This is a genomic window from Blastopirellula marina DSM 3645 (assembly GCF_000153105.1).
GTDB classification, from domain to species: domain Bacteria; phylum Planctomycetota; class Planctomycetia; order Pirellulales; family Pirellulaceae; genus Blastopirellula; species Blastopirellula marina.
On record NZ_CH672376.1, the window covers coordinates 142,658 to 165,143 of the forward strand.

General features: G+C 57.4%; 24 protein-coding genes. 8 read left to right on the forward strand and 16 right to left on the reverse strand.

Going from position 1 to position 22,486, the window contains the following annotated elements:
• Positions 1-167: 167 nt before the first annotated feature.
• Both DSM3645_RS29175 and DSM3645_RS02225 read right to left on the reverse strand, forming a co-directional pair.
• The gene (locus DSM3645_RS29175; protein WP_237564739.1) at positions 168-596 is read right to left on the reverse strand and encodes a hypothetical protein; all 429 of its coding nucleotides are present in this window, start codon (positions 594-596) and stop codon (positions 168-170) included.
• Positions 597-639: 43 nt separating this feature from the next.
• On the reverse strand, positions 640-1,632 hold the full coding sequence (locus tag DSM3645_RS02225; RefSeq protein ID WP_002650374.1) for a DUF1559 domain-containing protein: 993 nt from the start codon (positions 1,630-1,632) through the stop codon (positions 640-642).
• A gap of 223 nt (positions 1,633-1,855) precedes the next feature.
• On the opposite strand from DSM3645_RS02225, the gene DSM3645_RS02230 reads away from it, so the two are divergent.
• On the forward strand, positions 1,856-2,410 hold the full coding sequence (locus DSM3645_RS02230) for a sigma-70 family RNA polymerase sigma factor (RefSeq protein WP_002650375.1): 555 nt from the start codon (positions 1,856-1,858) through the stop codon (positions 2,408-2,410).
• 1 nt (position 2,411) lies between these two features.
• Positions 2,412-3,554: a hypothetical protein gene (locus DSM3645_RS02235; protein WP_002650376.1), complete on the forward strand. Its 1,143-nt coding sequence runs from the start codon at positions 2,412-2,414 to the stop codon at positions 3,552-3,554.
• Positions 3,555-3,770: 216 nt separating this feature from the next.
• On the opposite strand, the gene DSM3645_RS02240 is transcribed toward DSM3645_RS02235, so the two are convergent.
• The gene (locus tag DSM3645_RS02240; protein ID WP_002650377.1) at positions 3,771-3,968 is read right to left on the reverse strand and encodes a hypothetical protein; all 198 of its coding nucleotides are present in this window, start codon (positions 3,966-3,968) and stop codon (positions 3,771-3,773) included.
• Between the two features lie 227 nt (positions 3,969-4,195).
• Between DSM3645_RS02240 and DSM3645_RS02245 the strand changes: the two genes are divergently transcribed.
• The 3 genes from DSM3645_RS02245 to DSM3645_RS02255 all read left to right on the forward strand — a co-directional run bounded on the left by DSM3645_RS02245 (position 4,196) and on the right by DSM3645_RS02255 (position 7,389).
• Complete coding sequence (locus tag DSM3645_RS02245) at positions 4,196-5,503, forward strand: outer membrane protein assembly factor BamB family protein (protein ID WP_002650378.1); 1,308 nt, start codon at positions 4,196-4,198, stop codon at positions 5,501-5,503.
• 11 nt (positions 5,504-5,514) lie between these two features.
• Positions 5,515-5,886, forward strand: a complete 372-nt coding sequence (locus DSM3645_RS02250; RefSeq protein ID WP_002650379.1) for an STAS domain-containing protein — start codon at positions 5,515-5,517, stop codon at positions 5,884-5,886.
• 255 nt (positions 5,887-6,141) lie between these two features.
• Complete coding sequence (locus DSM3645_RS02255) at positions 6,142-7,389, forward strand: aminotransferase class V-fold PLP-dependent enzyme (RefSeq protein ID WP_002650380.1); 1,248 nt, start codon at positions 6,142-6,144, stop codon at positions 7,387-7,389.
• Between the two features lie 69 nt (positions 7,390-7,458).
• Here the strand turns inward: DSM3645_RS02255 and DSM3645_RS02260 are convergent, their stop codons facing one another.
• A complete protein-coding gene (locus tag DSM3645_RS02260) occupies positions 7,459-8,589 on the reverse strand; it encodes an ISAs1-like element ISBlma8 family transposase (protein WP_002652115.1) in 1,131 nt (376 codons plus the stop codon).
• Here DSM3645_RS02260 and DSM3645_RS30795 point away from each other — a divergent pair.
• Positions 8,588-8,752 carry a hypothetical protein gene (locus tag DSM3645_RS30795; protein ID WP_202594991.1) on the forward strand — a complete coding sequence of 55 codons (165 nt, stop codon included), beginning with the start codon at positions 8,588-8,590 and terminating at the stop codon, positions 8,750-8,752. The genes DSM3645_RS02260 and DSM3645_RS30795 overlap by 2 nt on opposite strands.
• Positions 8,753-8,781: 29 nt before the next feature.
• Positions 8,782-9,435, forward strand: coding sequence for a hypothetical protein (locus tag DSM3645_RS30130; protein ID WP_131282129.1), 654 nt, complete (start codon positions 8,782-8,784; stop codon positions 9,433-9,435).
• Between the two features lie 490 nt (positions 9,436-9,925).
• Here DSM3645_RS30130 and DSM3645_RS02265 read toward each other — a convergent pair whose 3' ends face one another.
• Genes DSM3645_RS02265 through DSM3645_RS31105 form a run of 3 tightly spaced genes read right to left on the reverse strand, consistent with a single transcriptional unit; the run spans position 9,926 to position 10,975 of the window.
• Positions 9,926-10,255: a TfoX/Sxy family protein gene (locus DSM3645_RS02265; protein WP_002650382.1), complete on the reverse strand. Its 330-nt coding sequence runs from the start codon at positions 10,253-10,255 to the stop codon at positions 9,926-9,928.
• 28 nt (positions 10,256-10,283) lie between these two features.
• Positions 10,284-10,781, reverse strand: coding sequence for a DinB family protein (locus DSM3645_RS02270; protein ID WP_002650383.1), 498 nt, complete (start codon positions 10,779-10,781; stop codon positions 10,284-10,286).
• 14 nt (positions 10,782-10,795) lie between these two features.
• Positions 10,796-10,975: a hypothetical protein gene (locus DSM3645_RS31105; protein WP_237564741.1), complete on the reverse strand. Its 180-nt coding sequence runs from the start codon at positions 10,973-10,975 to the stop codon at positions 10,796-10,798.
• Here DSM3645_RS31105 and DSM3645_RS02275 point away from each other — a divergent pair.
• A complete protein-coding gene (locus tag DSM3645_RS02275) occupies positions 10,974-11,531 on the forward strand; it encodes an SRPBCC family protein (protein WP_040352013.1) in 558 nt (185 codons plus the stop codon). The two genes, DSM3645_RS31105 and DSM3645_RS02275, sit on opposite strands and share 2 nt — an antisense overlap.
• 169 nt (positions 11,532-11,700) lie before the next feature.
• On the opposite strand, the gene DSM3645_RS02280 is transcribed toward DSM3645_RS02275, so the two are convergent.
• The 9 genes from DSM3645_RS02280 to DSM3645_RS02320 form a co-directional block, all read right to left on the reverse strand.
• A complete protein-coding gene (locus tag DSM3645_RS02280) occupies positions 11,701-13,053 on the reverse strand; it encodes a GNAT family N-acetyltransferase (RefSeq protein WP_002650385.1) in 1,353 nt (450 codons plus the stop codon).
• 59 nt (positions 13,054-13,112) lie between these two features.
• The gene (locus tag DSM3645_RS02285; RefSeq protein WP_002650386.1) at positions 13,113-14,699 is read right to left on the reverse strand and encodes a hypothetical protein; all 1,587 of its coding nucleotides are present in this window, start codon (positions 14,697-14,699) and stop codon (positions 13,113-13,115) included.
• 33 nt (positions 14,700-14,732) lie between these two features.
• Positions 14,733-15,470, reverse strand: a complete 738-nt coding sequence (locus DSM3645_RS02290; protein ID WP_002650387.1) for a glycosyltransferase family 2 protein — start codon at positions 15,468-15,470, stop codon at positions 14,733-14,735.
• 827 nt (positions 15,471-16,297) lie between these two features.
• Positions 16,298-17,110 (reverse strand): Nif3-like dinuclear metal center hexameric protein, encoded by an 813-nt coding sequence (locus DSM3645_RS02295; RefSeq protein ID WP_002650388.1) that lies wholly within the window; start codon positions 17,108-17,110, stop codon positions 16,298-16,300.
• Positions 17,111-17,174: 64 nt separating this feature from the next.
• Positions 17,175-18,182, reverse strand: a complete 1,008-nt coding sequence (locus tag DSM3645_RS02300; RefSeq protein WP_040351545.1) for a hypothetical protein — start codon at positions 18,180-18,182, stop codon at positions 17,175-17,177.
• An 82-nt stretch (positions 18,183-18,264) separates the two neighbouring features.
• Positions 18,265-19,125, reverse strand: a complete 861-nt coding sequence (locus tag DSM3645_RS02305) for a hypothetical protein (RefSeq protein WP_002650390.1) — start codon at positions 19,123-19,125, stop codon at positions 18,265-18,267.
• A 17-nt stretch (positions 19,126-19,142) separates the two neighbouring features.
• The gene (locus DSM3645_RS27565) at positions 19,143-20,006 is read right to left on the reverse strand and encodes a YceI family protein (protein WP_002650391.1); all 864 of its coding nucleotides are present in this window, start codon (positions 20,004-20,006) and stop codon (positions 19,143-19,145) included.
• A gap of 190 nt (positions 20,007-20,196) precedes the next feature.
• Complete coding sequence (locus tag DSM3645_RS02315) at positions 20,197-20,568, reverse strand: response regulator (protein WP_002650392.1); 372 nt, start codon at positions 20,566-20,568, stop codon at positions 20,197-20,199.
• A gap of 119 nt (positions 20,569-20,687) precedes the next feature.
• Complete coding sequence (locus DSM3645_RS02320) at positions 20,688-22,421, reverse strand: outer membrane protein assembly factor BamB family protein (protein WP_002650393.1); 1,734 nt, start codon at positions 22,419-22,421, stop codon at positions 20,688-20,690.
• Positions 22,422-22,486 lie beyond the last annotated feature (65 nt).

Consider the following 22,486-nt stretch of genomic DNA (forward strand, 5'->3'; position numbering starts at 1 on the left):
GAATTATAGGAGAGGCCGATTTTCAAACAGCCGAAGTCAGCGGTAAGACGCCTAGACAAGCTGCATTTCTACTGTCGCGAAGTTAGCAGTGCTTTGAGCGGCAGGGGGAAGGAATGAGGCGGGGTGGGTTCGTTGCGGAGAGTGTTCGCGGACATCACCTAATTGATCTATTGGGGCCCGGCGGGAATCTCGAAATCCAATGTTCCTGAGGTCATCGGCAGCTCGAAACTCTGTTCGTACGGCTTGGTAATCAGCTTGCCATCGGCGTTGTCGCCATGAACGACGCCGTCGAACGCTTCGATCCGAACGAGATGGGCGCCGCCGACGACGCCCAAGCCGCTTTGGGTGTCATACTTGCCGTCACGAATCAACGCCATACTCCCATGGCCGCTGTTGCCTTGTTTATGATCGGGGATGAACCAAATATTTCCGCAAGGAACTGGTCGACCATCGTATGTGACCGATCCTGTCAGGTGAACGGTCGAATCGTCTTTGCGACATCCAGCCAGTATGACGGGCAAAACAAATGCGGTGATTGCAACACTCCACTTCCACCGGGTCGCCATCCGTTGGACAACTTCAATACGAGCAGGCATGAAAAGTAGCTCCAAAATCAGAGATGTGGAAAGACTAGAACGATTAACTCCCAGCTCCGAGTCCGCCAACGGGGGCACTGTCGCTGATTTGGCCCAGCGTTTGATAGGTCGTTAAGTCGATTGTCTCTGGGAGGAAATGAACCGAACCATCTCCTACCAAAAACATCGCGCCGCCGGGGTGAAAGCTGCCGAAGAGCTGCGTCATAATATTCAGAGTGTCGTTCTTCGTTCCATCGCCGGGATAGGAGTTGATCTGACCGCGAGCCGCGGACAACACAAAGGGGAGCGCTTGATCATTGTTAATTCTGATCGACGAATTCCATCCGCTATGAATCCCATCGGCGCGCCCCGTGGGGGTCAAAGCGTACTTGTTCTCGCCGACCATGAGAATGTTCGAAGAGCCGTCCGAAAAGTCGCGAAAGCCGTTACTGGAATTGAAGTAGAGCGCTCCATTGACATAGTAGACGCGTTGGCCGGATGTCGTCGAGCAACTGGCGGTCGGTCCGCCCCCTTGGACGCCGAAGTAACTGATCGAGTTCCAGTCACTAAGAGATCCGGGGCTCGAGGGGCATTGATAGGCCGGGTTGTTTGAGCTGAAAAGCGCCTTATTGGGATTCGTACTGTCCAAGTTGCTTAGGTCGCCGCTGTGCATCGGAAACGTCGAGCCGAGTGAAAATTGGTCGTACAGGTTTTTCTGCTCAAGGAAGGGGAGGATCGTCACCGTCCAGGGAGCCCGACCGCGGGATCCAGTCGGATCACTCGACAACGATTTACACCAGCTCGAACTGCTGAAATCGATGGGACCGACGCCTGTCGTGTCGAAAAAGGTTCCCGCTGGAAACTTCCCATGCGTATCGTGATAGTTGTGCAGCGCTAGGCCGATTTGTTTCAACTTGTTGGTGCATGTCATCCGCCGAGCAGCTTCACGCGCTTGTTGGACCGCCGGTAACAGAAGAGCGATGAGAACGCCAATAATCGCGATGACGACCAACAGTTCGACAAGGGTAAATCCTTGTTGACGATCAGGAGAGCGCATAAACATTTTTCCTCGTTCAGACGAAACTTGATGACTATGATGGATAGGGGCGTTTGAACATGATTTCTAAGGCCAGTTGAATATCGCGAATCAGCCCCCATCGTTAGCGCCCAGAATCTGAAAAACGAGAAAAAAACATCAACGGAAAACAATTCGCCACTATCATGAACCAAGGGCCCCCTGGTTCAATCAACGCCTGACAGTCGTTTGGTTCAACAAGTCGATGAGCAAACAAAGCGAAAGCAAATATCAGCTGGAAACGCGCAAAACGAGAGAGCAGCTTGCCCGCCGCTGGGTCGAAGCTCAGCCTTCGGTATTGGCGTTCTTGATTTCGATGACGCCGCAATTTTCCGACGCCGAGGACTTGCTCCAGGAAGTGGCGGCCGAGGTGGCGATTCGTTTTGACGAGTACGATCCGACGAAGCCGTTCCTCCATTGGGCGCTCTGGGTCTCGAAAATCAAAATCGCCGATTTCTACCGCTCGCAAAAACGAGACAAGCTGATCTTCGCTGGCGAAGCGATCGACGCTTTGGCTGCGGCTTGCACGCGCGTGCAAGACTTGATTTCCGAAGAACAGCAAGCCTTGGACGAGTGTCTCAAGCGAACGGTCGGCCGCGGACGGCAATTGCTGACGCTCCGTTATGGCGAGGACCTCAAGCCGCAAGAGATCGCCGCTCGTCTCGGAATGACCGCTTTGTCGGTCCGCGTCACGCTTTCGCGGACTCGTTCCGCACTTTCCGATTGCGTTCGTCGTCGGATCGCGAGGGCGAATTCCTGACATGGACGAAAAGGAAGCTCTGGAGCTGATCGACGCTCACCTCGACGGCGAAACGTTGACCGACGTGCAAGCCCAGGCGCTTAGTGATTGGATCCGAGAAAATGAACAACAAGCCGATGCGATCTTTCGTCGCATCTTTCTCCATACGTTTCTGCGTCGCCGGATTCAATCGACCATGTTGCTGACCGATATCGATTCGGCTCGCGAGATAAGAGATTCGCCGTCCGCGCTCCTCGGCGATGCGAATGGCGATCGTCGATCGCGCCGCTGGATGACTTGGAGCATCTTGGTTTTGGCGTTCCTGCTGGTCGGCGGCCTGACCTATCAGGCCTTCTTCGGCCCCGTACCTCAAACTTCGCGGCCGTTCGCGTATGAGGGCTTCGACTACGAGGGGCTGGAGTCCGAAGATGTCGAATCGCCGACGATTGGAGGATTGCAAGGCGCCAACGGCGGATTTGGATTCGCAACTCCCTGGATCGAATCGGGCGAAGTCGAAGCCGTCGTTGAGACGGATCCACTACAACACGCCAGCGGCATGCACGACATGCGGCAGTTTGCGCCGCTCGGTTATACCGACCTGAACTCCCGCACGCTTCAAGTGACTGGACGCCAACTCCGGTCAAGCGGCGCCGGCAAATCCGTGTCCGAACGAAAACTGGATGTATCGGCGGCGCCAGAATCGTTACGAGATGGGGAACAACTTGGGGCCGACGGAAGCACCGTCTGGGTCAGCTTCCTCGCGCAATCGTATGATGAAGAAAGAGACAGCCGGTTTGCCCTCGTACAGCTCGGCTCACAAAAGGCAGGCATACGAATCGGTCGGCTGCATGGCGCCCCTCACGGCAAATGGGCGGCGGCCGCGCTGCTTAATGGTCATGAGGTGAACGTCAAAACGAGTCAACGTACGACCGGCGAAGTCGTCTTCGTCGTGATGAAAATCGATTTTCGTCCCGGAGTCGAACTTGCGACCATTTGGATGGATCCGCCGCTCCGTCAAACTCCGGCGGACGAAACCAAAACGCTTCAGCTCCAACTCCCCGATTTTCGCTTTGATACAATCTATCTCAAAGCGATCTATTCGACCGATTTTGACGAACTTCGATTCGGCGATACTTTCCGAGACGTCGCGCCGATTGCGCCTTAGACGCCCCGCTGCGTAGCGATTGCGATTCGCTAGATTGACGCCGGCAGCACCTTGCCGTCAGCGAGAGGGCCGGCCGCGTCTGAAGGACAAAGAAGAGAGGCGCGCTCAGAGGACCAGTGATGGGTGCGTTCAATGTAGCGAAGATTTTGATCGCGAAGCAGTTTTACGCATCCGTCCCCAAGCGTCACATTTGGGATATAAAATCTTCTCAGCGGTCTACTTCTCACCCAGCGCCGCTTTGATGATTTCTTCGATGTCGAAATCGCCCAGGTCGATCGAGTCCATGACCGAGTCGATCATGACTCCTTCGTCTTTGCGGTGGAGCTCGGCCAAAATTAGTTCGATTTCTTCGTCGCTATGGCCGCGGCCGCGAAGATATTCAGTCAGTTCCGGAAATCGGTCCAGTTCGCTCATCGTGCGTGTCGCCGGCTTGCGGGGTGGTGACGGTCTCTGACCCCGCCGTTTTTCGGTCGGTCGGTCCTCGTACAAGCATAGGACATGCATTGCCGGTCGAACAATCGGAGCTGCCTGATTCTACTTCGGTCGGATCGGTTTTACTCGATTTCGCCGCTTGTAGGTGATAAGTTAATAACGTGAGCCCTGCCATAACGTTACCTACCGATTGCTGGAGACGCCCCAAGATGAACTATCGACCATTCGGGTTAGCCCTACTGCTGATTTTTGCAGCGACGACCGATTTTGCCGTTGGCGACGACTGGTCCAATTGGCGCGGCGACCGTGGGGATGGTGTGAGCCTGGAGACCGATGTGCCGGTCACTTGGAGTGATGCCGAGAATATCCGCTGGAAGGCGGAGCTTCCCGGCTGGGGCGGTTCGACGCCGGTCATTCAGGACGCTGGATTAATTATTACTTCACAAGACGATGAAGGTCGCCTTTTTTTACAGCTGTTTGACAAAAACTACGGCAGCCCGCTGCGAAAGATAGAAGTTGGCTCCGGCGACGTGCCGCGCGAAGCGCCGAAACGTTTGCGACAAAAGTTTCACAACCTGCACAATCTTGCTTCGCCCTCGCCGGCCGTTCATCACAAATGGATCGCCGTCCACTTTGGCAATGGAATCTTGGCAGTCTACGACTTTGAGGGGAACGAAAAGTGGCGCCGCGATCTGCAAGAGGAATACGGCGCCTACACAATCTGGTGGGGGCACGCGAATAGCCCGGTCATTGTTGACGGGAAAGTGATTTCGGTCTGCATGCAAGATTCGTTGGCCGATCTCGACCAACAGCCGGTCGAAAGTTATCTGGTCGCGCATGATCTGCAGACCGGCAAGCTGGTCTGGAAAACCAAGCGGATGACCGGCGCGCCGGCCGAGCAGGCCGACGCCTACACGACCCCGCTGGTCCGCCAGCGGAACGGCCGGACCGAGTTGATCGTCATGGGCGGAAATCAACTGGACGCCTACGACGCGAAGACGGGTCAGCAAATCTGGTTTCTGCCGGGCTTAGAAGGGGGAAGGACCGTGACCGGCCCGACCAGCGACGACCAGCGGATCTACTGCACGCGCGGCATGCGGGGGCCGACGTTGGCGGTCGCGTTGGACGAAATCAAAACGGGCCGCGTTCCTGATTCGGCGATCGTGTGGGAAGAAGCGCAGTCGACTCCCGATTCGCCGAGCCCGGTCGTCTTGAATGGACTGCTGTTTACGGTGACCGATGACGGAATCGCCGTTTGTCGCGATGCGGCGACCGGCGAACTAGTATGGAAAGAGCGATTGGGCGGTAAGTTTAAAGCCTCTCCCGTGGCAGCGGAGAATCGAGTCTACTTTCTGAATACCGATGGACTTTGCAGCGTGGTCGCTGCGGAGCGCCAGTTCCAAAAATTGGCGGAAAACAAGCTCGACGACGAGACGATCGCATCGCCGGCGATTTCGGACGGCTGCATCTATATCCGTGGCCGCAAACATTTGTATTGCATCGGCAAAGCGTCATAAGGGACATCCGCGTGAACGAAAGCACTTTGATGTTGTCCTCCCGCGAAGGGGACCTGGTGAAGGTAACGCTGCTGCCGGAGGAGTTGCGAACTCCGGAAGATTGTTACGATCTACGAAACGAAATGATCGCCGCGTCGACCGGATGTCGTGCGGTGCTGATCGATTTTGCGAACGTAACGTTTATGAGCAGCGTCGGCCTGTTGTCATTTTTGGGCCTGCGCCGCGCCGTGGCCGAACGAGACGTCCGGATTATCTTTTTCAACCTGTCCGACAACTTGGACGCAATGCTGACGTTGTGTCGGCTGATCTCGGATTCTCCGCATTCAAAAGCGCCGTTTGAGACGGCCAAAGACGAAGCGGCCGCCGTCGCCCAAGCCTCTTAGCGCTGACCGCCGCTATCGAAACGGTCCGCGGTTCTGGTGGGTTGCGCAAACCGTTCCTGTTGTTTGGTGATGGCGAAATCGCACGCGGTTTTGCTCCACCCAGCCTACGATTTTTCTGCGCCTTAGACCCGGCGGGCGAGTTGTCCTTTCGCCCTCAGACGATTAAAATCATAAAGCAATGCGAAAATTCCGCCGCTCTCATTTCAGAGCGGCCTCTCGTCCAAAGTGGGCGAATATCCAAAGGTTAGAAACATCATGACGGTTGCCTCCCAGCATGCCGACAAGCTCGATCTCGACGCGATCCGCGCCGATTTCCCGATCCTGCACCAAGAAGTGCACGGCAAGCCGCTGGTTTACCTGGACAACGCCGCGTCATCGCAGAAGCCGCAGCAGGTGATCGATGCGCTGCGCGAAGTCGACGAGCGGTTCTACGCCAACGTCCACCGCGGCGGTCATCAGCTGAGCAACGAGTCGACGTCGATGTACGAAGAGTCGCGCGAAGCGGCGCAGCGATTTCTGGGCGCCAAATCGAAAAACGAGGTGATCTTCACCTATGGGACCACCTCGGCGATCAACACGGTCGCTCATGCTTGGGGGAGCGCCAATTTGGCGCCCGGCGATGAGATCCTAGTAACCGAGATGGAGCATCACTCGAATCTCGTCCCATGGCAGCAAATCGCCCAACTGACCGGCGCCAAGATCAAAGCGTTGCCGATCACCGGCGACGGCCTGTTGGCGATGGACGAACTGCCGGGCCTGCTGAGCGAACGGACCAAAATGGTCGCCGTCTCGGCTGCTTCCAACGTGTTGGGAACGATCAATCCGGTCACCGAGATCGTGCGCCAAGCGCACGAAGTTGGCGCAGTCGTGTCGGTCGACGCCGCCCAAGCCGCTCCGCACAAACCGATCGACGTGGTCGCGTGGGACGCCGACTTTGTGGCGCTCAGCGCTCACAAAATGGTGGGGCCTTCGGGACTGGGGATCTTGTACGGCAAGCAAGCGCTGCTAGAAGCGATGCCTCCCTTCTTGGGCGGCGGCAGCATGATCAATACGGTGACGATCGACAGCTTTACGCCGGCGCTGCTGCCTGCCAAGTTTGAAGCCGGCACGCCGCCGATCACTGCGGCGATCGCCTTCAAAGCGGCGATTGAATACCTAGAGAACATCGGTCTCGACAATATTCTCGCGCACGAGCAAATGCTGGCCGAGTACGCGCATCAACTGCTGGCCGACGTGCCGGGCTTGCGAATCTTAGGCCCGGCGCCGCACCAAAAAGCAGGCATCGTCAGCTTTACGGTCGACGGCATCAGCCCTAACGACATCGGCATGATGATCGACACCGCCGGCGTCGCGATCCGCGCCGGACATCACTGCGCCATGCCGCTGCATGCCCGCTACGGCATCGCATCGAGCGCCCGAGCCAGCTTTTACCTGTATAACACGCGAGAAGAAGTCGAGATCTTTGTCGCCGCAGTCCGCAAAGCGCTGACGATCTTGTCGTAGCATAAAATGATTGCACGATCTGGGGGTATAGTGTAGTCTTCTGGTGGAGCACGGCGATCGCACCATAAATCACGTCCCCAGCAACACTTCCAACAAGTAGGCGTCGTTCCTTCCAGCTTTTAGCCGCTTGTTCTTCACGCCCACCTTCGCCGTTTTGTTGTTCTTCAACAAGCTCAGGCTTGTTCTTCTTAGCAGACTGAAGTTGACGTCGGCGTGGCCTTTGCGGATTCGACTTTGGTCTTCGCCGAACGTTACGTCGAGTTGCCAGTGGAGCGAATTCTCAATGCTCCAGTGCCCTCGGACCGCTTCGGCGAAGCGTTTGCCGGTGAGATATTTGCTCACGATGTAGTAGCGTACTTCACTCGTCTCTTTGCCGTTTTGCTTGACGATATTGATCGTCATTCCGATCGCCTTCAGCTTCGTCCAACGCGAGGCGTACGGAAAATCATCGGCGTCGATTGGACAGAGATAGTAGTAACGCGACTCTTCGCGGCCATGCCCTTTCTCGTGCGTCTCGTGGCGGTGAACTTTCATTTTCGCAAAGTCGATTTCCATCGCAGCGGCGAAGTGATCGCGAATCGCTTGATGCAGATAACGCTGATTCCCTTTAATCGCCAGACAGTAATCACCGCCTGCGTTAACGATCTTGGCGGCGATCTCTTTCTGACAACCCATCGCGTCGATCGTCACCAAACAGCCGGAAACCTCGATGATTTCGAGCAATTTCGGAATCGCCGTGATCTCATTACTCTTCGCGTCAGTCGCGACTTGCCCGAGACTCACATGATTGGCGGTCGCCCAGGCGCTGACCATATGAATCGCGGCCTTGCTGCTGGCGGCGTCAAAGCTGCGCCGCAAAGTTTTGCCGTCGATCGCGATAATCTGCCCATCGGTAATCTCTTGCAACGAAGTGATCCAGCTAAGCAAACACTTCTCAAATTCAGCCGGCTTCAAAGCGCCGAGAATCGCGTTGAAGCGATCATGCGAAGGAACGCCGGTGCTCATGTCGAGGAACTGCGAAAGCCACTCTTTCTTGTCTTCGGCCCAGTCAGTGATCGCAACGAAATCATCTGCTCCACCTAGCACCGCACAGAGCGACATCGTGACGATGTTGACTAGCGGATAAGTTACCTTGCGAGTCCGCGGATCCGTCAGATCGGCGAAGTGTTCTTGAATCGAAGCGCGCGATGAAGACGACATGCTGAACAACTCTCGGCAAGACAAACGCTTGGCCGCGATCAAGCAATCACGAAACCGCCAAGACGCACTTGCCGGATTGTCGCAGGTTGCCCATCATGGCGCAATCGCCGTGTCTGGTGGAGTGATTGTCGCAGATATCAAATCACTTGGAACTCCTCTATAAGCAAGCCTAGATGTGGGAGCTATTAAGCTATGGTTCGAATCGCTTTTCTAGTAGTAGCCCTAGTAATGCTTACCGTTTCCGGTGCTTTTGCAGATGGTAAACCACGCCAGCGAATCGGCTTAGGTGGAGTAGTTTGCAAAGCGACATATGGATTACCGAAGTGGGGAGCGGGCCCAAATAAAGATAATAACGGTGAGCGCGGTGACGTAATTTTGTTGTATGTCAATTCCAGACCTAGGGAACGCATTACGGTTGGCGCATATCTTTTCTATCGTAAGGTCAGGAATGCGGATGGAATTTGGGAGGACGTTACGGAATGGTCACCGACGCCTGTGACGAGGCTTGGAGCTTCATGGGGATACAAGTCGGAAAGCCTCGGAGGCGTGGGGAATTGGGTTCGGTTTACAAATTCAACGAATGATGTAGTTCAGAAAAATATTCAACTATTCGTCCCATTCGCTGTAATCGGTCTCGCGCAGGGAGAGTATCGATTTAGGTATCGAATTAGAGTCTGGGTAAACGGCCACCTTGAAGATGATTTTTTTACGGATGAAAATCGCCTTTCGACAGTAGGTGCAGCCTCGGAAATACGTGAACTAATCTCAATTTGCAAAGGGCCAGGTGGATTGGATATGTGCGAATTCCGACTTCTCGGAACAAACGACGAGCACGAAATCCCGTAGCCAATTCCATTCGGGAATAAACTGGTTCTTAAGGAACAATAATGATGCCTCGATCCCCATCTCTCTTGGTAAAAGACCCCTTGATTTGGATCATGTTGTTTCTTTTCATTGTTTGCAATGTTTGCGTGTTTATTACGGTTTGGACTATTTATTCACGAGTCGATATGGATGATCTTCGTGGTCAAACATTTGCCGTCAGACTAATGCAGATGACACTAGGTATGGTGATCGGACTGACTGTCACGTTTTCAGGCGTAATAGTTGCTTGGTTCGGTGTGACAGAAAGCGTTGAGTTAGAGCTCAATCACACAACTCTTAAAGGTAAGTTGGCTGCTGCAGGTCCTGGAGTTGTCCTTGTGCTATGCGGGACGTTTCTAGTTTATTCATGTGTTAATCGAGAATTCAAAATTTACGATACGCGTCCGATCCCAGATATTAATGATTTTTATGATCCTGAGATGGATAAAGTAAGTGCGAATCCTCGCATTCCTTACTTTTTGGGCAGCGTCTTTACAAAGGCAACCGCTCGGTCGGTCCAATCTTTGACCGCGGCGAACTGAACCAGCCCCGCTTCTTCGACCACAATCCAGCCCCGCATCGGGCGGCCGGTAAAGTCGAACTCGCGGACGTGCTCTTCCGTGAGCGCCTCTTCGTAGGCGTCAGGACCGATGCGCACGATCAGTGCATCGCGCGACACGCCGACGCACATGTTGCCGTTCAGCAAAAAGGCGAGCCCGCCGAACATCTTCTTTTCGGTCACGCCGCGCTTGCGCTGCAGCAGCCCGCGAACGCGCGAAGCGAGTTGTTCGTCATACGGCATGAGATCGATATCCTGCGTATCGTCAGCGTTAGCGAAAGATGGGCCGGCGACCGAGCGCTTTGCGGATGTCGCAAAGTTGCCCGCGATGATTACACCAATGCGTGATCACGAGCGAGATGCCGGCGCCGCGGTTGGCGAAGGCCGCTTCCATCCCCTTGGGCGGCGCTTTGCAGGGGAGATCCAGATCGTCATCGTTTTGCGTCTCGAGCCAGGCGAGCGTGCGATCGCGGGCCTGACGAAAACTGGTTGCGACTTCTTCCCAAGAGGGATAAGCGTCGGCGTCTTCTTCGGGGCGACTTTCGGGGCCAAGGATCGGCATCCAGTTGGCGAATTCGTTCGGTTCGCCCAACACAAACTGCCGCACGATCAGCCCTTCGCAAAAGGTGAGATGCCCAAAGATCCAAAGTGCGTGATTTCCGCCGGGCGTTGCGGCGGCGAGCGGCGTCTTTTGCAGATCTTCCAAGATCGGCATCGTCCACGATTCGGTCATTGCAAAATTGTGGCGAAGCAAGTCGATGGCGCGCATGAAATTGTGGTTATTCAAAGGAACAGTGGAGATGGATTCCAGGAGCAGCCCTGGGCGGTTTCTATCTTCCCATATTTGGCGGCGCAAAAAAAGTTGGTTCGCCGCTTGGATTTCAGGAAGAAGCGAGCGACAATCGCCGCAGCGTCGCTCGTTCCTTCTCGGCCGATATTCGTAAAACAAAGCGAAGCGTTCATGAAACTTGTCCTCCGCAGCCTGATCGCATTGGCGGTATTGATTGCGATTCCGTTTTTCGTGGCCCTGTTCATGCCGCGTCAGTTTACGATCACGCGTGAGGTCACGATCCAGCGCCCCAAGCAGGAAGTGTTTGATTTCATCAAGCTGCTGAAGAATCAGGAGCAATTCAGCGTGTGGGCCCAGCTGCCAGGCGAGCGCGAGGTGACCATCCGCGGCGATGACGGGACGCCGGGCGCGGTGATCGCCTGGAAAAGCGACGATCCAAATATCGGCGTCGGCGAGCAGGAAATCACCGGCATCAAGCCAGGCGAGCGGATCGATTACCTGATTCGCTTCACCGAGCCGTTCGCGTCGACCGATCCCGCTTACATGCAAACCGATTTCGTGAGCAAGGACGAGACGCTGGTGACGTCGGTCTACATCGGCACGCTGAACTACCCCAGCAACCTGTTTTGCATCTTTGTCCAAGAGCTGATCGGCGATCAAATGCAGATCAGCTTAGACAACCTGAAGCAAGTGCTAGAAAATCGCCCGAACGAACCCCCCGCGATCTAACGACGCGTAGGTCAGACCTTGGCCCAATACCGTTCGGCCCGAGATTTGCGCCAGGTTAAGAGTCCGCTTACACGCCGTTTTTCCGATTTGCGGGCGCTATTGCCACGGCCTTGCGTGGCGATGATTGTGCGTGAAATGAACGCTTGCGACTGCGCCGCCTGCAATGAGCTTAGATCGCCGAAGCGTCTTCCAGCGGTGGGAACCAGAGCGACGGCATCTTCAGCGCGGCTGCGGCGGCGTCGGTCGCCATTTTGGTGGAAGCGAAGATGTCTCCGCGGTCGAGCGCCTGAGGAACGTTCAGATCGCCGCACAACAGACGAACCAGATCGTTTTGCGTCAGACGAATAAAGCTGCGTCCCAGCTTGCCGTCGCTCAGCGAACCGCTCCGCTCGGTGAAGTGGAGCGAATGCTTTTCGCCGTCGACATGCAGCCCCAGATCGCACGGCAGCGGGTAGCCGGCTTTGACGAGATTGGCGCGAAAACGCTCGGCATGTTCGGCCAGCGATTGCAGCGGATGTCGCCAGCGAACCATCACCGTCGAGTTCGAGAGAGGGCGCTGCGGCGGCGCCGCGCTGCGAACCGCTCGATGCAGCGGATCGGCCGCCGGGGCGTGATAGTAGATGACGCGTTGATCACGCTCCATCGCATCGCCGCAAATCCGTCGCAGCAGTTCGGTCGCGACATCCTCGCGACCGGGCGCCGTGACGGTCTCAAGCACCTGGCCGCCGCCGGTCATCGCATAGCCGACGATCTTCGAGTCGTCGTCCAAGGCCAGCTTGTTACCGCCGTCGATGGCGACATACAACTGCTGAAAACCGCGGCGATCTAGCAACCAGCGCCATTGTTCTTGGGTCCGAACCGCGGCGCCTAGCAAGTCGTCAAAGCGACGTTCGTACAGCGACGTGAGCCCGGCGAACTCCACCTGACGATAGAGTCGAATCGACAGCTGCGAGGTCTTGCTCGCTGCTTTTTCCCAGTTTCGCGAAGGGACGGGAAGCTGCAAATTGGCCAAAATTTGCGCCGGATCGCCATGGCTGCGCGTTTGCGACGACAGCGCTGTCCAGCCGCGCCGCGCCAGGTAGTCGGGCGAATCGGTGCGGTAAACCGCGCACTCGGCGCCGCAGCGCTGGAGTTCGGCGTCGACTTCGGCCAGCAACTGGGCGGCGATCCCGCGCGAGCGAAGTTCCGGCGCCGTCGCTAGTTCGTCCACATGCAACGTGGTCGCGATACGATCGGCCAGGCGCGTCTTCCGGCGGATGACCCGCACGTGCCCGACGATCTGCGCGCCCACTTGATCGGCGGCGCGGCAAACAATCCGTTGGCTCGGATCATAGCCGGGGCGCTCTTGTTCGATATGGAACTCGTTTTCGCTCGGGCGAAGCAGCGCTCGCTGCATCATCTCGAAGATAGGAAACGAGTCTCCCTGGGTCGCTCGGCCGACGACAAGCTGGGTCGCTTTCGAGGAGCGATTGCTAGACGATTGAATCGACTTACTTAGAGGCGAGGCTTGGACCGCGCACATGGGCTGGACTCCCTTCAAGCAACGGACAATTCCCTTTGTTCAGCTGAGCTTTCCTTAACTTAAGGGGCGACGGCGCTCAGGTCCAGTAGCAAAGTCCGCAAACTTTTTTCGGGGAAGAGACAAAACGCGTACTCGCGCGACAAAGCGATCGCGTCATTGCGCATTGCGTGCTTGCTTTGCGTCAGTTGTTGCTGAAGTTGTTCGCGCTGCGCGGCGACCGCGCCTTGCAGCGCCAGATTGATGCGCTCTAGGGCGCGGTGACGCTCGGCCAAGTGACTTGGTTGATCGTTGGCCAGCCAGCGACGTTTCTCCTCGACAAGCTTCTCGATCTCGGGCGGCAACGGGTTGCCAGAAAGATGACGGTCAGGATTGAACCGCAAATCGCGCATTAAGCGCGCGATCTGCGCCGACTCGGCTTCATCGGTTCGGCTGCGCCCGATCGGCAGATGAATGGTCGCCGTCGCGGCGACGATCGGCGGCGGCGTCACGCCAAACAGTCGAGCGATGATCAGATCGGTCACCTGATCGTATTTCGCGCCTCCGATTCCATGGATAAACAGATCGGCCAACACCAATCGGGCGTACATCGTGGTCAACAAAGCGCGCGGCCGCAAAACAACGTCGGGCTGAAGTTCGAGCAGCGCCGAAATGGCCCCGTCTATTTCGACGGGAATGGTAATATCGATAGCGCCCTGATCGGTCAGGCGGATTCCAGTTGCCGAGGGGGAGACAAACAGCCCTCGGCGGCGCGGGTCGGCTTTGGTCCATATCCAGAGAGGCGTTTCGATCAGGTCGCCTGCTTGAGCAAGATGGGGCGCAGGGTGATTGGCGCTGCGAATCTTGTGCAACCGGCGGTACTCGTCAATCGCACCGTTGTAGACTGTGCGGAAGGAGGGCGCGTTACTCCACAGATGGAGGGCGAACCGCGCAAACGACTCGGTGCTGTAGACCTGGCTCAGCGGGACTTCCAGCGTTTGCAGTCCCCAATCGGCCTCTAACTGATGCCGGGCCTGGGCGAAACTGCGGCCGATGTTGTTGGTTGACTCGGCCGCTTGCAGCACGCGCGGCCAAACCGACTCGATCAGCGGACGGTCGACCAGCGGCCGAATCGCTTCCGCCGTGGAATCGCCAAATTGCCGGAACGTCGCCGCGTTGAGAATCGGCCGTTCTTCCCACGCGATCGGCGGTGAGGAATCGTCAAACGAAACGCGGCGGTGGTTCCAAGTACCGCCGCTGTCGACCTGGGGAACAGCGATCGCCGGGCTAGCGACAATATCGTTGTCCGCGATCAGGTTGATCGGCGTTGCACCGGCGGTTCGGCTGACCGAATCGAGCAGAAAGTTTTTGAACCAGACGCCGGGATGGAATAACCCCGGCTGATGGCCGGCCATGACGATCGGCGCATCGTCGCCTGGCAAGTCGAACGCCGGACGATAGGCGAACGTGTAGTTGCTCGCGAGCGAGACTAGCTGTCGACGGGCCGTTTGCGACAGCTGAGCCAGCGAGACGCCGCCGATCTCGATCGCCAGCGCATCAAGGCGCTGTTGGAGTAACTGGACCGCTTCGGCGGCGGTTGGCTCGATCAAGGCCGAACCGTGACTGCGCGGAGCGCGAAGCGAGCGATATTCAAGTTCGGCTGGCGTCATACTGCTTGCCCTCTTGGTTAGTGCCAAGGGGGGTTAGCCGCCGAGCGAAACTGCCGCGCCGTCGACTTCGACTTCTCCGCGGGCCATCGTCCGATCGAGCACCAGATGATAGTAGTTGAGCCGAGTGGTGCCGTCGTCCAGCGCGCCCCCAAACGAACGCTTTTCGTCTAGGTAAACCAGTGGGACCGGAAGTTCGATCACGTTGAGCCCGGCTCGGGCGGCTTCGACCCACAGCTCTAGCGGCATGGCGTACCCGAACTCGGTCACCGGCAGCTGGCTGACGGTCTCGACGCGGTACGCTTTAAAACCGCAAAACGCGTCGGTCAATTGAAAGCCGAGTCGTTGATTGATCTCGGCGGTGATCAATTGATTGATCCAGCGGCGCTGGGCCGGCGGCTCGCTGTCGCCGGGGTACTGTTTGAGGTAGCGACTGCCCGAGACGATGTCGACGTTTTGGCAAGCGGCGACAAAGCGGGGAATACGCTGCGGTTCGTGCTGGCCGTCGCAGTCGATCGTCACGACGATGTCGTAGTCTTCGGCGGCGGCGTATTCAAAGGCCGTCTTCAGCGCGGCGCCGTAACCCCGATTTTTGGCGTGGGTCACGACCTGGATATCGTTACGCTCGGCAAGCAGCTCGGCGGTGCCGTCCGAGGAACCGTCGTCAACGACCAAAACGTCGCGGCTATAGCGCTTCACTTCGTCCAGAACCGAGTGGACGGTTCCACGTTCGTTGAACACCGGCAGCGCGGTCAAAGCACGAGGCGACTTCATAGTTGGTTCCATCAGCAGCAGGGACCGAGAATCAAACAAACCATGCTACGCTGCCGCCTAGCGCGAAGCAACGCTTCACCGAGCGGCGGCTATCCGTAACATCTTACCTATCCGAGAGATACCACCGCAGCGAGCGGCTTCCCTACGGTTCGATGCCGCAGAATTACGAGGGTTGCAAATGCGGGCCAAGAATGTGGAAAACCCCGAAGAAGTTGGGGTGATTTGTATCCAGGATTTCAAAAAGTTATTGGGGAGGCGCTGAATCAGGGAACTGGACTTCTGAGGGACTTATAAAATCCTGGCCTGGGCCGCGAGCGTGCAGGATGTGCACGACATTTCCACGAATTATGAAAAGTGCACGGTGCGCTTGACCCATTCTCGTTCTCGAGAGGATCTCGCGAATTGTTTCGGAGTAGAGAGTCGATTCCGCTGCAATCCCGCAAGAGGCAGCACGATATTCAAGAGATGCCAGCGTTTTTTCTAAAGCGATCGCCCAGTTTTTGGCGCCAGCCCTGGAGCGTTGAGAGATATAGTCGAACAGCGATTGAATGTCTTTTTGGCGCTGGGCTGAACAATCATTTGTAGACGCATTCCGGGGCTTCCGGAATGCGATTCTTTGTCGAATCGCCGTATGAATTTCATCCTGGCGTTGCGTGGCATACCAACGCAACAGCCGCTCATCGAGTGAGGTTGAGTCGGGCTTTGCATGCCAGATTTTGAGCTGCGAAGGCGTAGAAACTCTCGAGTTGTTCAAGCGTGGTCATATTCGAACACGCCTTCGTTCACCTGCTCGATTTTTGCACACCGGCCCCCCGAGTGCGAAATGGTCACCTCAGCCAAGTGATCGGGTCACTTTCTTGCTCGCTCGCCCAACACTTCAAATCAGAAAATTCGGCCGTCAGCTGATCGGCCAAGGTTTCGATGGCGAACCGCTCGCTGGCGTAGTGCCCGACTAGGACGAGCGCGACGCCTTGGGCCTTCGCTTCGAGCGACGTATGAAAGTTGGTCTCGCCCAACAATAGGCAATCACAACCGAGGGTGATCGCCGTACCCAGAAATTCGCCTGCCGCGCCGCAGGCGACCGCGGGCTGCGTGACTTTTTGATCCGCGCCGCCGACCACTTGAACGTATTCGATCTGGAGAAATTCGCGCACGACGGCGGCGAATTGGGCGAGCGTCTGCGGAGCCGTCAGCTTGCCGTATCGCCCGCTTCCTAGCGGCGCTAGAGCGGGATTATCGAACGGCTTGAGCGGCGAGACATCGGTCAAGCCTAGACCTGCGGCAAGCTGCTGGTTGATGCCGGCGGCGGCTGAGTCGAAACCGGTGTGCGGGCTATAGATCGCAACTCCGGCTGCGATCAGTTGCAGCAACATTCGCCCGACGGTGTCGTCCGCCGTGATTCGCTTCAACGCGCGAAACGGCAGCGGGTGATGAGCGACAATCATGTTGGCGCCGCCGGCGAGCGCTTCTTCGACTACTTCCGGCGTGATCGTCAGACAGGTCATCAACTTGTTGACGGCTGCGGCGCGATCACCGACCAACAGACCGACATTGTCCCACGATTCGGCCAGCGCCACGGGCGCGAATTGGTCGAGGTAGCGGCAAAGTTGGTCAACGGTGGTCGCAGTGGATTGGTTCATACGGCTATCAAGCGGATAGGGCGAAAGAATCGTTTCGCCGTATGGTAACACGAATCGGGCCGCGCTACTTGCCGAGCGGCGATACCCACAGAAACGCGTGGCCTGCTTCGTCGACTTTGATTTCTAAGTTGAGTTTGGCTTGAAATAAGATCGTATCGAGCAGCTTTTTGTAGAACGTGCGACGGGCCGGGTGTTTCACTTTGGCGGTCGCGATGTCGATGCGTTTGGCGGCCGCGCCGTTGTGATCCCAGAGCAGCGGCAGCTTGACGCGCGCGGCGATCGCTTCGGCCGCTTGCTGGACGGGGATGTCGGCGATCTCAACTTCCAGATATTGAAACATGCCGGGGGCGACCTGGCCTGGGTTGCCGTCAGGAGTCCAACCGACGGGCCAAGGTTTCTTGGCGGCGGCCGAGTCGACCAAATGCAGCTCGACATCGCCGCCGGTTTCGCGACGGGGAACCATCGCCAGGCCCAATGGGCGAAGCAGCGCGGCGACCGCCGTGCCGCAGCTCACATTTTCCAACTCGTCGAGGACCTTACCTTGCTTCATGCGCGCGACCACCGAAGGAGTGGCGCGAAACTCGACATCCAACCGCTGGTTGATCGTTTGCAGCGTATCAAACGGGGTCGTATCTTTGGTCTTGGCGCCGACCGTGGGGGAGAGCTTTTCGTAGAGCGCGACAAATTCTTGGGAGGTGAGCCCGAACACGCTCTCTTGCCGCTCGAGTTCTTTTTTACCGCCGGCCCGAACTTTCTCCAGCCAACTCCGCATCCCGGCGACGTCGTTCATTTTAAAGCGACCGCCCGGCGTGATCAAAACATCGCCGGGGGTGAGCAGGGCGATGATGTGGTAGTTGCCAGACCCTTTGTCGACAAGGTCGGTCGCATCGCCGCCGTGACCCGAGCGGAGACGGACATCGTCGAAGCCGGCTGACTGCAGCGCCTTCACCCATTTGTGGGTCGCAGTAACGGCGACCCCTTTTTCGGTCGCAACTTCCAGCGTCACGCGGCCGGCGTTGGCTAGCGACGTAGCGCCGAGCAAAACAAAGAATGTCAGAAAAATACGAATCATCGGCATATCCAGCAGAAAGTGCGAAGCTATCTGCCGAATTGTAGCACGCTGCATCGTCGGGTCCGACGATTTTGTGCGGCTGTTAGTGCTCGCTGAACGAATCCCATTCGACCCAAATCGCCAGTGCGACCGCGACGCTGCAGACGATGATCGGCAGCAGCGCACGCAACAGAAGGCCGCTAAAACCTGGGCGTTCGGCCAGCGGTTTCCAGAGGGCGATCCACAGCAGCGCCGGCGCCAAAGTCGGCAGCAGATAGCAGATCAGAGGTACGCCACTGAACGACTGCACGCGGGCATCCAACAAATAGCCGCCTGAGAGGAGCGTGACCGGCAGCGCGGCGCCCAGCAGCGCCGGTTTCTCTTGGGAGAGCAACGAACCGAGGGTGACGCCCACCATCGCGGCGAATCCCATCCCCAAGATCTGCATCAGCTTAGCGTTGCCCGACAATAGCACCACGAGCATGCCGGCCGCCAGCGAGATGGTGACGATCGTCGGCAACAACGGACCGTTCATCCGGCGCGACAGCGCGTCGAGCGGAGCCGCGATCACCAGCATCCAGAGGGGCCAGATGATCAAATGCATGGTGCGCGACGGTTCTAGATCGGCATAGGTCGGCACAATGAACCAAGCGGCGATCCAAACCGCGGCGAAATAAAGCAAGATACGTTCGACCAGCGTGATCCCGTTGGCCGCTGCGACCGGTCCGATCAGCGCCGTTAGAAACAGCGCGTACGGAGTCCAGTGCCAGTGCGACGTTGGTTGCCAGGGGCCAAGCTGCAGCAGCGCATAGCTGGTTGCAAAGCCAGCGACGATCGCCAGCGCGGCGGGCCAGCGCTCGCGAGCTTCTGCGGAGAGAAAACGTTGGGCGATCCAAAAGATCGCGGCTGCGACCAGCGCCGGAGCCGCGAATCCATAGAGAGCTTCGTTCAGAGTAATCGGCACGAATTTTTTGCTCGGATTTACTTGGCGGTGACTTCAATCGTCATCGCGACTTCTTTTTCGACCTTGCTGACATCGTAGTTCATGCCGTATTCGGTCCGATCGATCTTGAAATCGGCCTTTAACTTGCCATCTTTCACGGTCGCCGGAAAGGTGATTGACTTGGTTTCGCCCAGCAGGGTCAGATCGCCGGTGATGGCGAACTTGCCGGGTTCGGTCGATTCGATTCCGGTCGTCTTGAAGCTGGCGACGGGGAACTCACGCACATTGAAAAAGTCAGGGCTCTTCAAATGGCCGGTCAGCTTTTCGATCTCGGTCGTCAGCGATTCGGTCTTGATTTCAACCTTGATCTCGCGCGGCGCGCCTTCCGCGAAGGTCGCCGTGCCGGTCAGCTCGCCGAACTTCCCGGTCCGCGGATCGGGCTTGTCGCCGCTGTGCGTACCGACGAATTGAATCAGCGTGTTCTTGGCGTCCAACTTCACGTCCCCATCCAGCGCCGCGCCAACTTTGGCTTCGCTCGCCGCAGGCGTTTCCGCCGGAGCTTCGGCCGGCATTTCCGCCTTGGGAGTTTCTACTTTGGGAGCTGCGTCCGCGGCTGGCGCTTCGGCGGCAGGCTTTTCAGCCGGCATCTCGGCTTTCGGCGCTTCGACCGGAGCAGCTTCTTCTGCGGCCGGAACTTCCGCCGGAGTTTCGGCCGGCATTTTCGGTTTGGCGGCTTTGACCATCGGAGTTTCTTCGGCATCCGGCGTTTCGACCGGCGTTTCGACAACGACGGTCTCGACAACTTCGGTTTCTTCGGCCGGCTTTTCCGCGACCGGGGCAGGAGCTTCGCAGCCGATCAGACCGGCGGCGGAGAGCATGAGAATCCAGTGCAAGCGTGGCATCGTGTTGTTCCTGTGGCAAAAAGTAGCGATATGGGGGCGAGTCGGACGAACGCTCGTCGACCGCGTTCTTAGGCAGAAGAGGGAACGGCCGACCCAACGCGACGACCGCGCAGTGCGCCTCAATGGGCCGACCGAGCGTTCATCTTAAGCCAGTTTCTCGGAAGATGCCATGAAACTCTGGCTTTATCGACTAACCCAAATAGGGTTTTAGCAGAGCGATCGTCTCATTCTTGCCGATCGACAGCTTGCCGAAACCATGGACGGCGCCGGCCGAAATCGCGGTTTGCTGATGCTCTTCGTAATTGGTGATCAGCATGGTGGGAGTCTCTGACACCGCCGGATCGGCTTTGATTTGCTTGATTACTTCGAGCCCGTCGGTGTAGTCGCGATCGAGTTTCCGGTTGACCAGCACCAGATCGATCGTTTCGCGGTGGAGGATTTCGAGCGCATCTTCGGGACCGTCGGCCTGTAGCACTTTGGCGCCAAACTGTCTTTCGACAAACGATTTGAGCGCGTGAAAATCAGGGCCGCAGTTGCCGACATCAAGTACTTTTTTGGTCATGGATCGAAACCGCTATTCGCGATAGCAAAGGAACGTGAAAACAAAAAAAGCGAGAAGGTACGGGTCCTTCTCGCTTTCTTGGATGGCGCCGCGCGGTGATTGGTAACCGCGACGGCGATTTATTCTTCTTCTTCGGAGGCGATCGCGAAGAGATGCGTTTTGTTGGCGATGTACAACACGCCGTTGGCGACAATCGGGGTCGAATAGACCGAGTTGCCCATGTTGATCTCATCGATCGGCTCGGCATCGTCCGGATCGGCCGACAGCTTGAAGACGCAGACGTCGCCATCTTCGTCGCCGATGTAGACGTGACCATCGACGATCAACGGCGATCCCCACGCGGCGGCCAACATGTCGTACGTCCAGTGCCGTTTGCCGGTCTGAGCGTCCAGGCAATGCAGCAGTCCGCTGAAGTCCGAGATGTAGAGGATGTCGTCTTTGATCGCGACGGTGCCGATGCTGCGATGCATCGTTTCTTCAAAACTGATGCGACCGTCGCCATCTTCGTCGCCGCCGGCATAGTGCCAGATCACGGCGCTGTTGGGATTGTCGACGGCGACTTCGCCATCTTCCGGGATCACCGCTTGAATGCGGCGATGCGGCAACGGCACGCGGGAGCTCCCTTCGACCTTCATCGCCAACTGTGGGCTGACGTCGCCTCGTTTGGTCGGATCGATGCACCAGAGGTGACCTTCCCCTTCGCCATGTTCCGGGTCTTGTCCCACGGCGACATACACTTTGCCGTCATAGACGACCGGGGTCGCGATGATGTTGTTGCGAGTTCCGCGTCCGCCGATCACCCACTTCGATTCTTTCGGGTTGCCGTCAAACTTCCACAGCAGTTCGGGCTTGCCGTCTTGGCCTTTGTCGGCCTTGAACGAGTAGACCCAACCGTTGCCGCCGGCGAACAGCACTTGCGGCACTCCGCCCAGTTCGGCGATCGTCGGGCTCGACCATTGGCCGTGCAGAATGTTCTCGCCAGGCGAACGATCCGTCCAGAGGACTTCGCCGGTGTTCTTGTCCATCGCGATAAAGCTGGGTGCTTGCGGCGAGGGAAGCACGATGTGCGACTCATCGACGCCGTTCGACGTGTTGACGAACAGGATGTCTCCCATCGCCGCGATCGAGCAAGAGCACATGTTGTGCTGCGAGACGCCGAGCTCGGTCATCATGTTAAAGACCCAGATGACGTCCGCTTCGTTCTTTTCGGTGAACTTCTCGTCCTTATAAGGGCCGTCGTTCTCGCCGTCATAAAAGCCTTCGACATCCAAGCAGCGAACTTCGCCGCGACTGGTTACAAACCAGAGACGGTTCCCTTCGACATACGGAGCGCAGCAGATGCCTTGCAGGGGCCAGTCATGGACGCGGCCGGTCGACAGCTTTTCGCTCGAATGTTGCCAGAGGAAGTCGCCGGTCTGTTCGTCGTAGCAAACCAACACGCCGAGATCGACGTCGGAAGGATAGCGCGGAAGCAGGCCGCTGCTGTTGTTGGTGCCGACAAACACTTTGCCCGATGCGACGACCGGGTTGCCGTACGACTGGCTGCCGAGTTTGGCGACCCATTTGATGTTTTCGGCTTTGGACGAATCCCATTCGCCCGTTTTGCGATCAAAGCGACCGATGTCCCACTCCTGCGGAATGTTGGTCGCGACCGGGACGTTATTTCGCAGTGAGTTGCCGCCCCACATCGGCCAATCTTTGGTGGGTTCCATTTTTTCCGACGACTTGGGTTGCGCGTTGACAGCGACCGGCTCGGCGTCCGCTTGGCCTGACGGCAACACCGTCGCGATGATCGCGCCGGCGAGCGCCGCGCAGAACATGGCGACAGTCGACAAGAATGGCTTGTTTTGCATAACAGCTCCGAAAACTTCAGGGTAGGAGATTGTTTTTGGGGGGGAAAGAAAGTCAGGCGCCGCGC

What these genes read in the sequence shown, in the direction of transcription:
- DSM3645_RS29175 (WP_237564739.1), bottom strand. Translation starts at nt 596, where the DNA reads ATGCCTGCTCGTATTGAAGTTGTCCAACGGATGGCGACCCGGTGGAAG.
- DSM3645_RS02225 (WP_002650374.1), bottom strand. Translation starts at nt 1,632, where the DNA reads ATGCGCTCTCCTGATCGTCAACAAGGATTTACCCTTGTCGAACTGTTG.
- DSM3645_RS02230 (WP_002650375.1), top strand. Translation starts at nt 1,856, where the DNA reads ATGAGCAAACAAAGCGAAAGCAAATATCAGCTGGAAACGCGCAAAACG.
- DSM3645_RS02235 (WP_002650376.1), top strand. Translation starts at nt 2,412, where the DNA reads ATGGACGAAAAGGAAGCTCTGGAGCTGATCGACGCTCACCTCGACGGC.
- DSM3645_RS02240 (WP_002650377.1), bottom strand. Translation starts at nt 3,968, where the DNA reads ATGAGCGAACTGGACCGATTTCCGGAACTGACTGAATATCTTCGCGGC.
- DSM3645_RS02245 (WP_002650378.1), top strand. Translation starts at nt 4,196, where the DNA reads ATGAACTATCGACCATTCGGGTTAGCCCTACTGCTGATTTTTGCAGCG.
- DSM3645_RS02255 (WP_002650380.1), top strand. Translation starts at nt 6,142, where the DNA reads ATGACGGTTGCCTCCCAGCATGCCGACAAGCTCGATCTCGACGCGATC.
- DSM3645_RS30795 (WP_202594991.1), top strand. Translation starts at nt 8,588, where the DNA reads ATGCTGAACAACTCTCGGCAAGACAAACGCTTGGCCGCGATCAAGCAA.
- DSM3645_RS02260 (WP_002652115.1), bottom strand. Translation starts at nt 8,589, where the DNA reads ATGTCGTCTTCATCGCGCGCTTCGATTCAAGAACACTTCGCCGATCTG.
- DSM3645_RS30130 (WP_131282129.1), top strand. Translation starts at nt 8,782, where the DNA reads ATGGTTCGAATCGCTTTTCTAGTAGTAGCCCTAGTAATGCTTACCGTT.
- DSM3645_RS02265 (WP_002650382.1), bottom strand. Translation starts at nt 10,255, where the DNA reads ATGCCGTATGACGAACAACTCGCTTCGCGCGTTCGCGGGCTGCTGCAG.
- DSM3645_RS02270 (WP_002650383.1), bottom strand. Translation starts at nt 10,781, where the DNA reads ATGCGCGCCATCGACTTGCTTCGCCACAATTTTGCAATGACCGAATCG.
- DSM3645_RS02275 (WP_040352013.1), top strand. Translation starts at nt 10,974, where the DNA reads ATGAAACTTGTCCTCCGCAGCCTGATCGCATTGGCGGTATTGATTGCG.
- DSM3645_RS31105 (WP_237564741.1), bottom strand. Translation starts at nt 10,975, where the DNA reads ATGAACGCTTCGCTTTGTTTTACGAATATCGGCCGAGAAGGAACGAGC.
- DSM3645_RS02280 (WP_002650385.1), bottom strand. Translation starts at nt 13,053, where the DNA reads ATGTGCGCGGTCCAAGCCTCGCCTCTAAGTAAGTCGATTCAATCGTCT.
- DSM3645_RS02285 (WP_002650386.1), bottom strand. Translation starts at nt 14,699, where the DNA reads ATGACGCCAGCCGAACTTGAATATCGCTCGCTTCGCGCTCCGCGCAGT.
- DSM3645_RS02290 (WP_002650387.1), bottom strand. Translation starts at nt 15,470, where the DNA reads ATGAAGTCGCCTCGTGCTTTGACCGCGCTGCCGGTGTTCAACGAACGT.
- DSM3645_RS02295 (WP_002650388.1), bottom strand. Translation starts at nt 17,110, where the DNA reads ATGAACCAATCCACTGCGACCACCGTTGACCAACTTTGCCGCTACCTC.
- DSM3645_RS02300 (WP_040351545.1), bottom strand. Translation starts at nt 18,182, where the DNA reads ATGATTCGTATTTTTCTGACATTCTTTGTTTTGCTCGGCGCTACGTCG.
- DSM3645_RS27565 (WP_002650391.1), bottom strand. Translation starts at nt 20,006, where the DNA reads ATGCCACGCTTGCACTGGATTCTCATGCTCTCCGCCGCCGGTCTGATC.
- DSM3645_RS02315 (WP_002650392.1), bottom strand. Translation starts at nt 20,568, where the DNA reads ATGACCAAAAAAGTACTTGATGTCGGCAACTGCGGCCCTGATTTTCAC.
- DSM3645_RS02320 (WP_002650393.1), bottom strand. Translation starts at nt 22,421, where the DNA reads ATGCAAAACAAGCCATTCTTGTCGACTGTCGCCATGTTCTGCGCGGCG.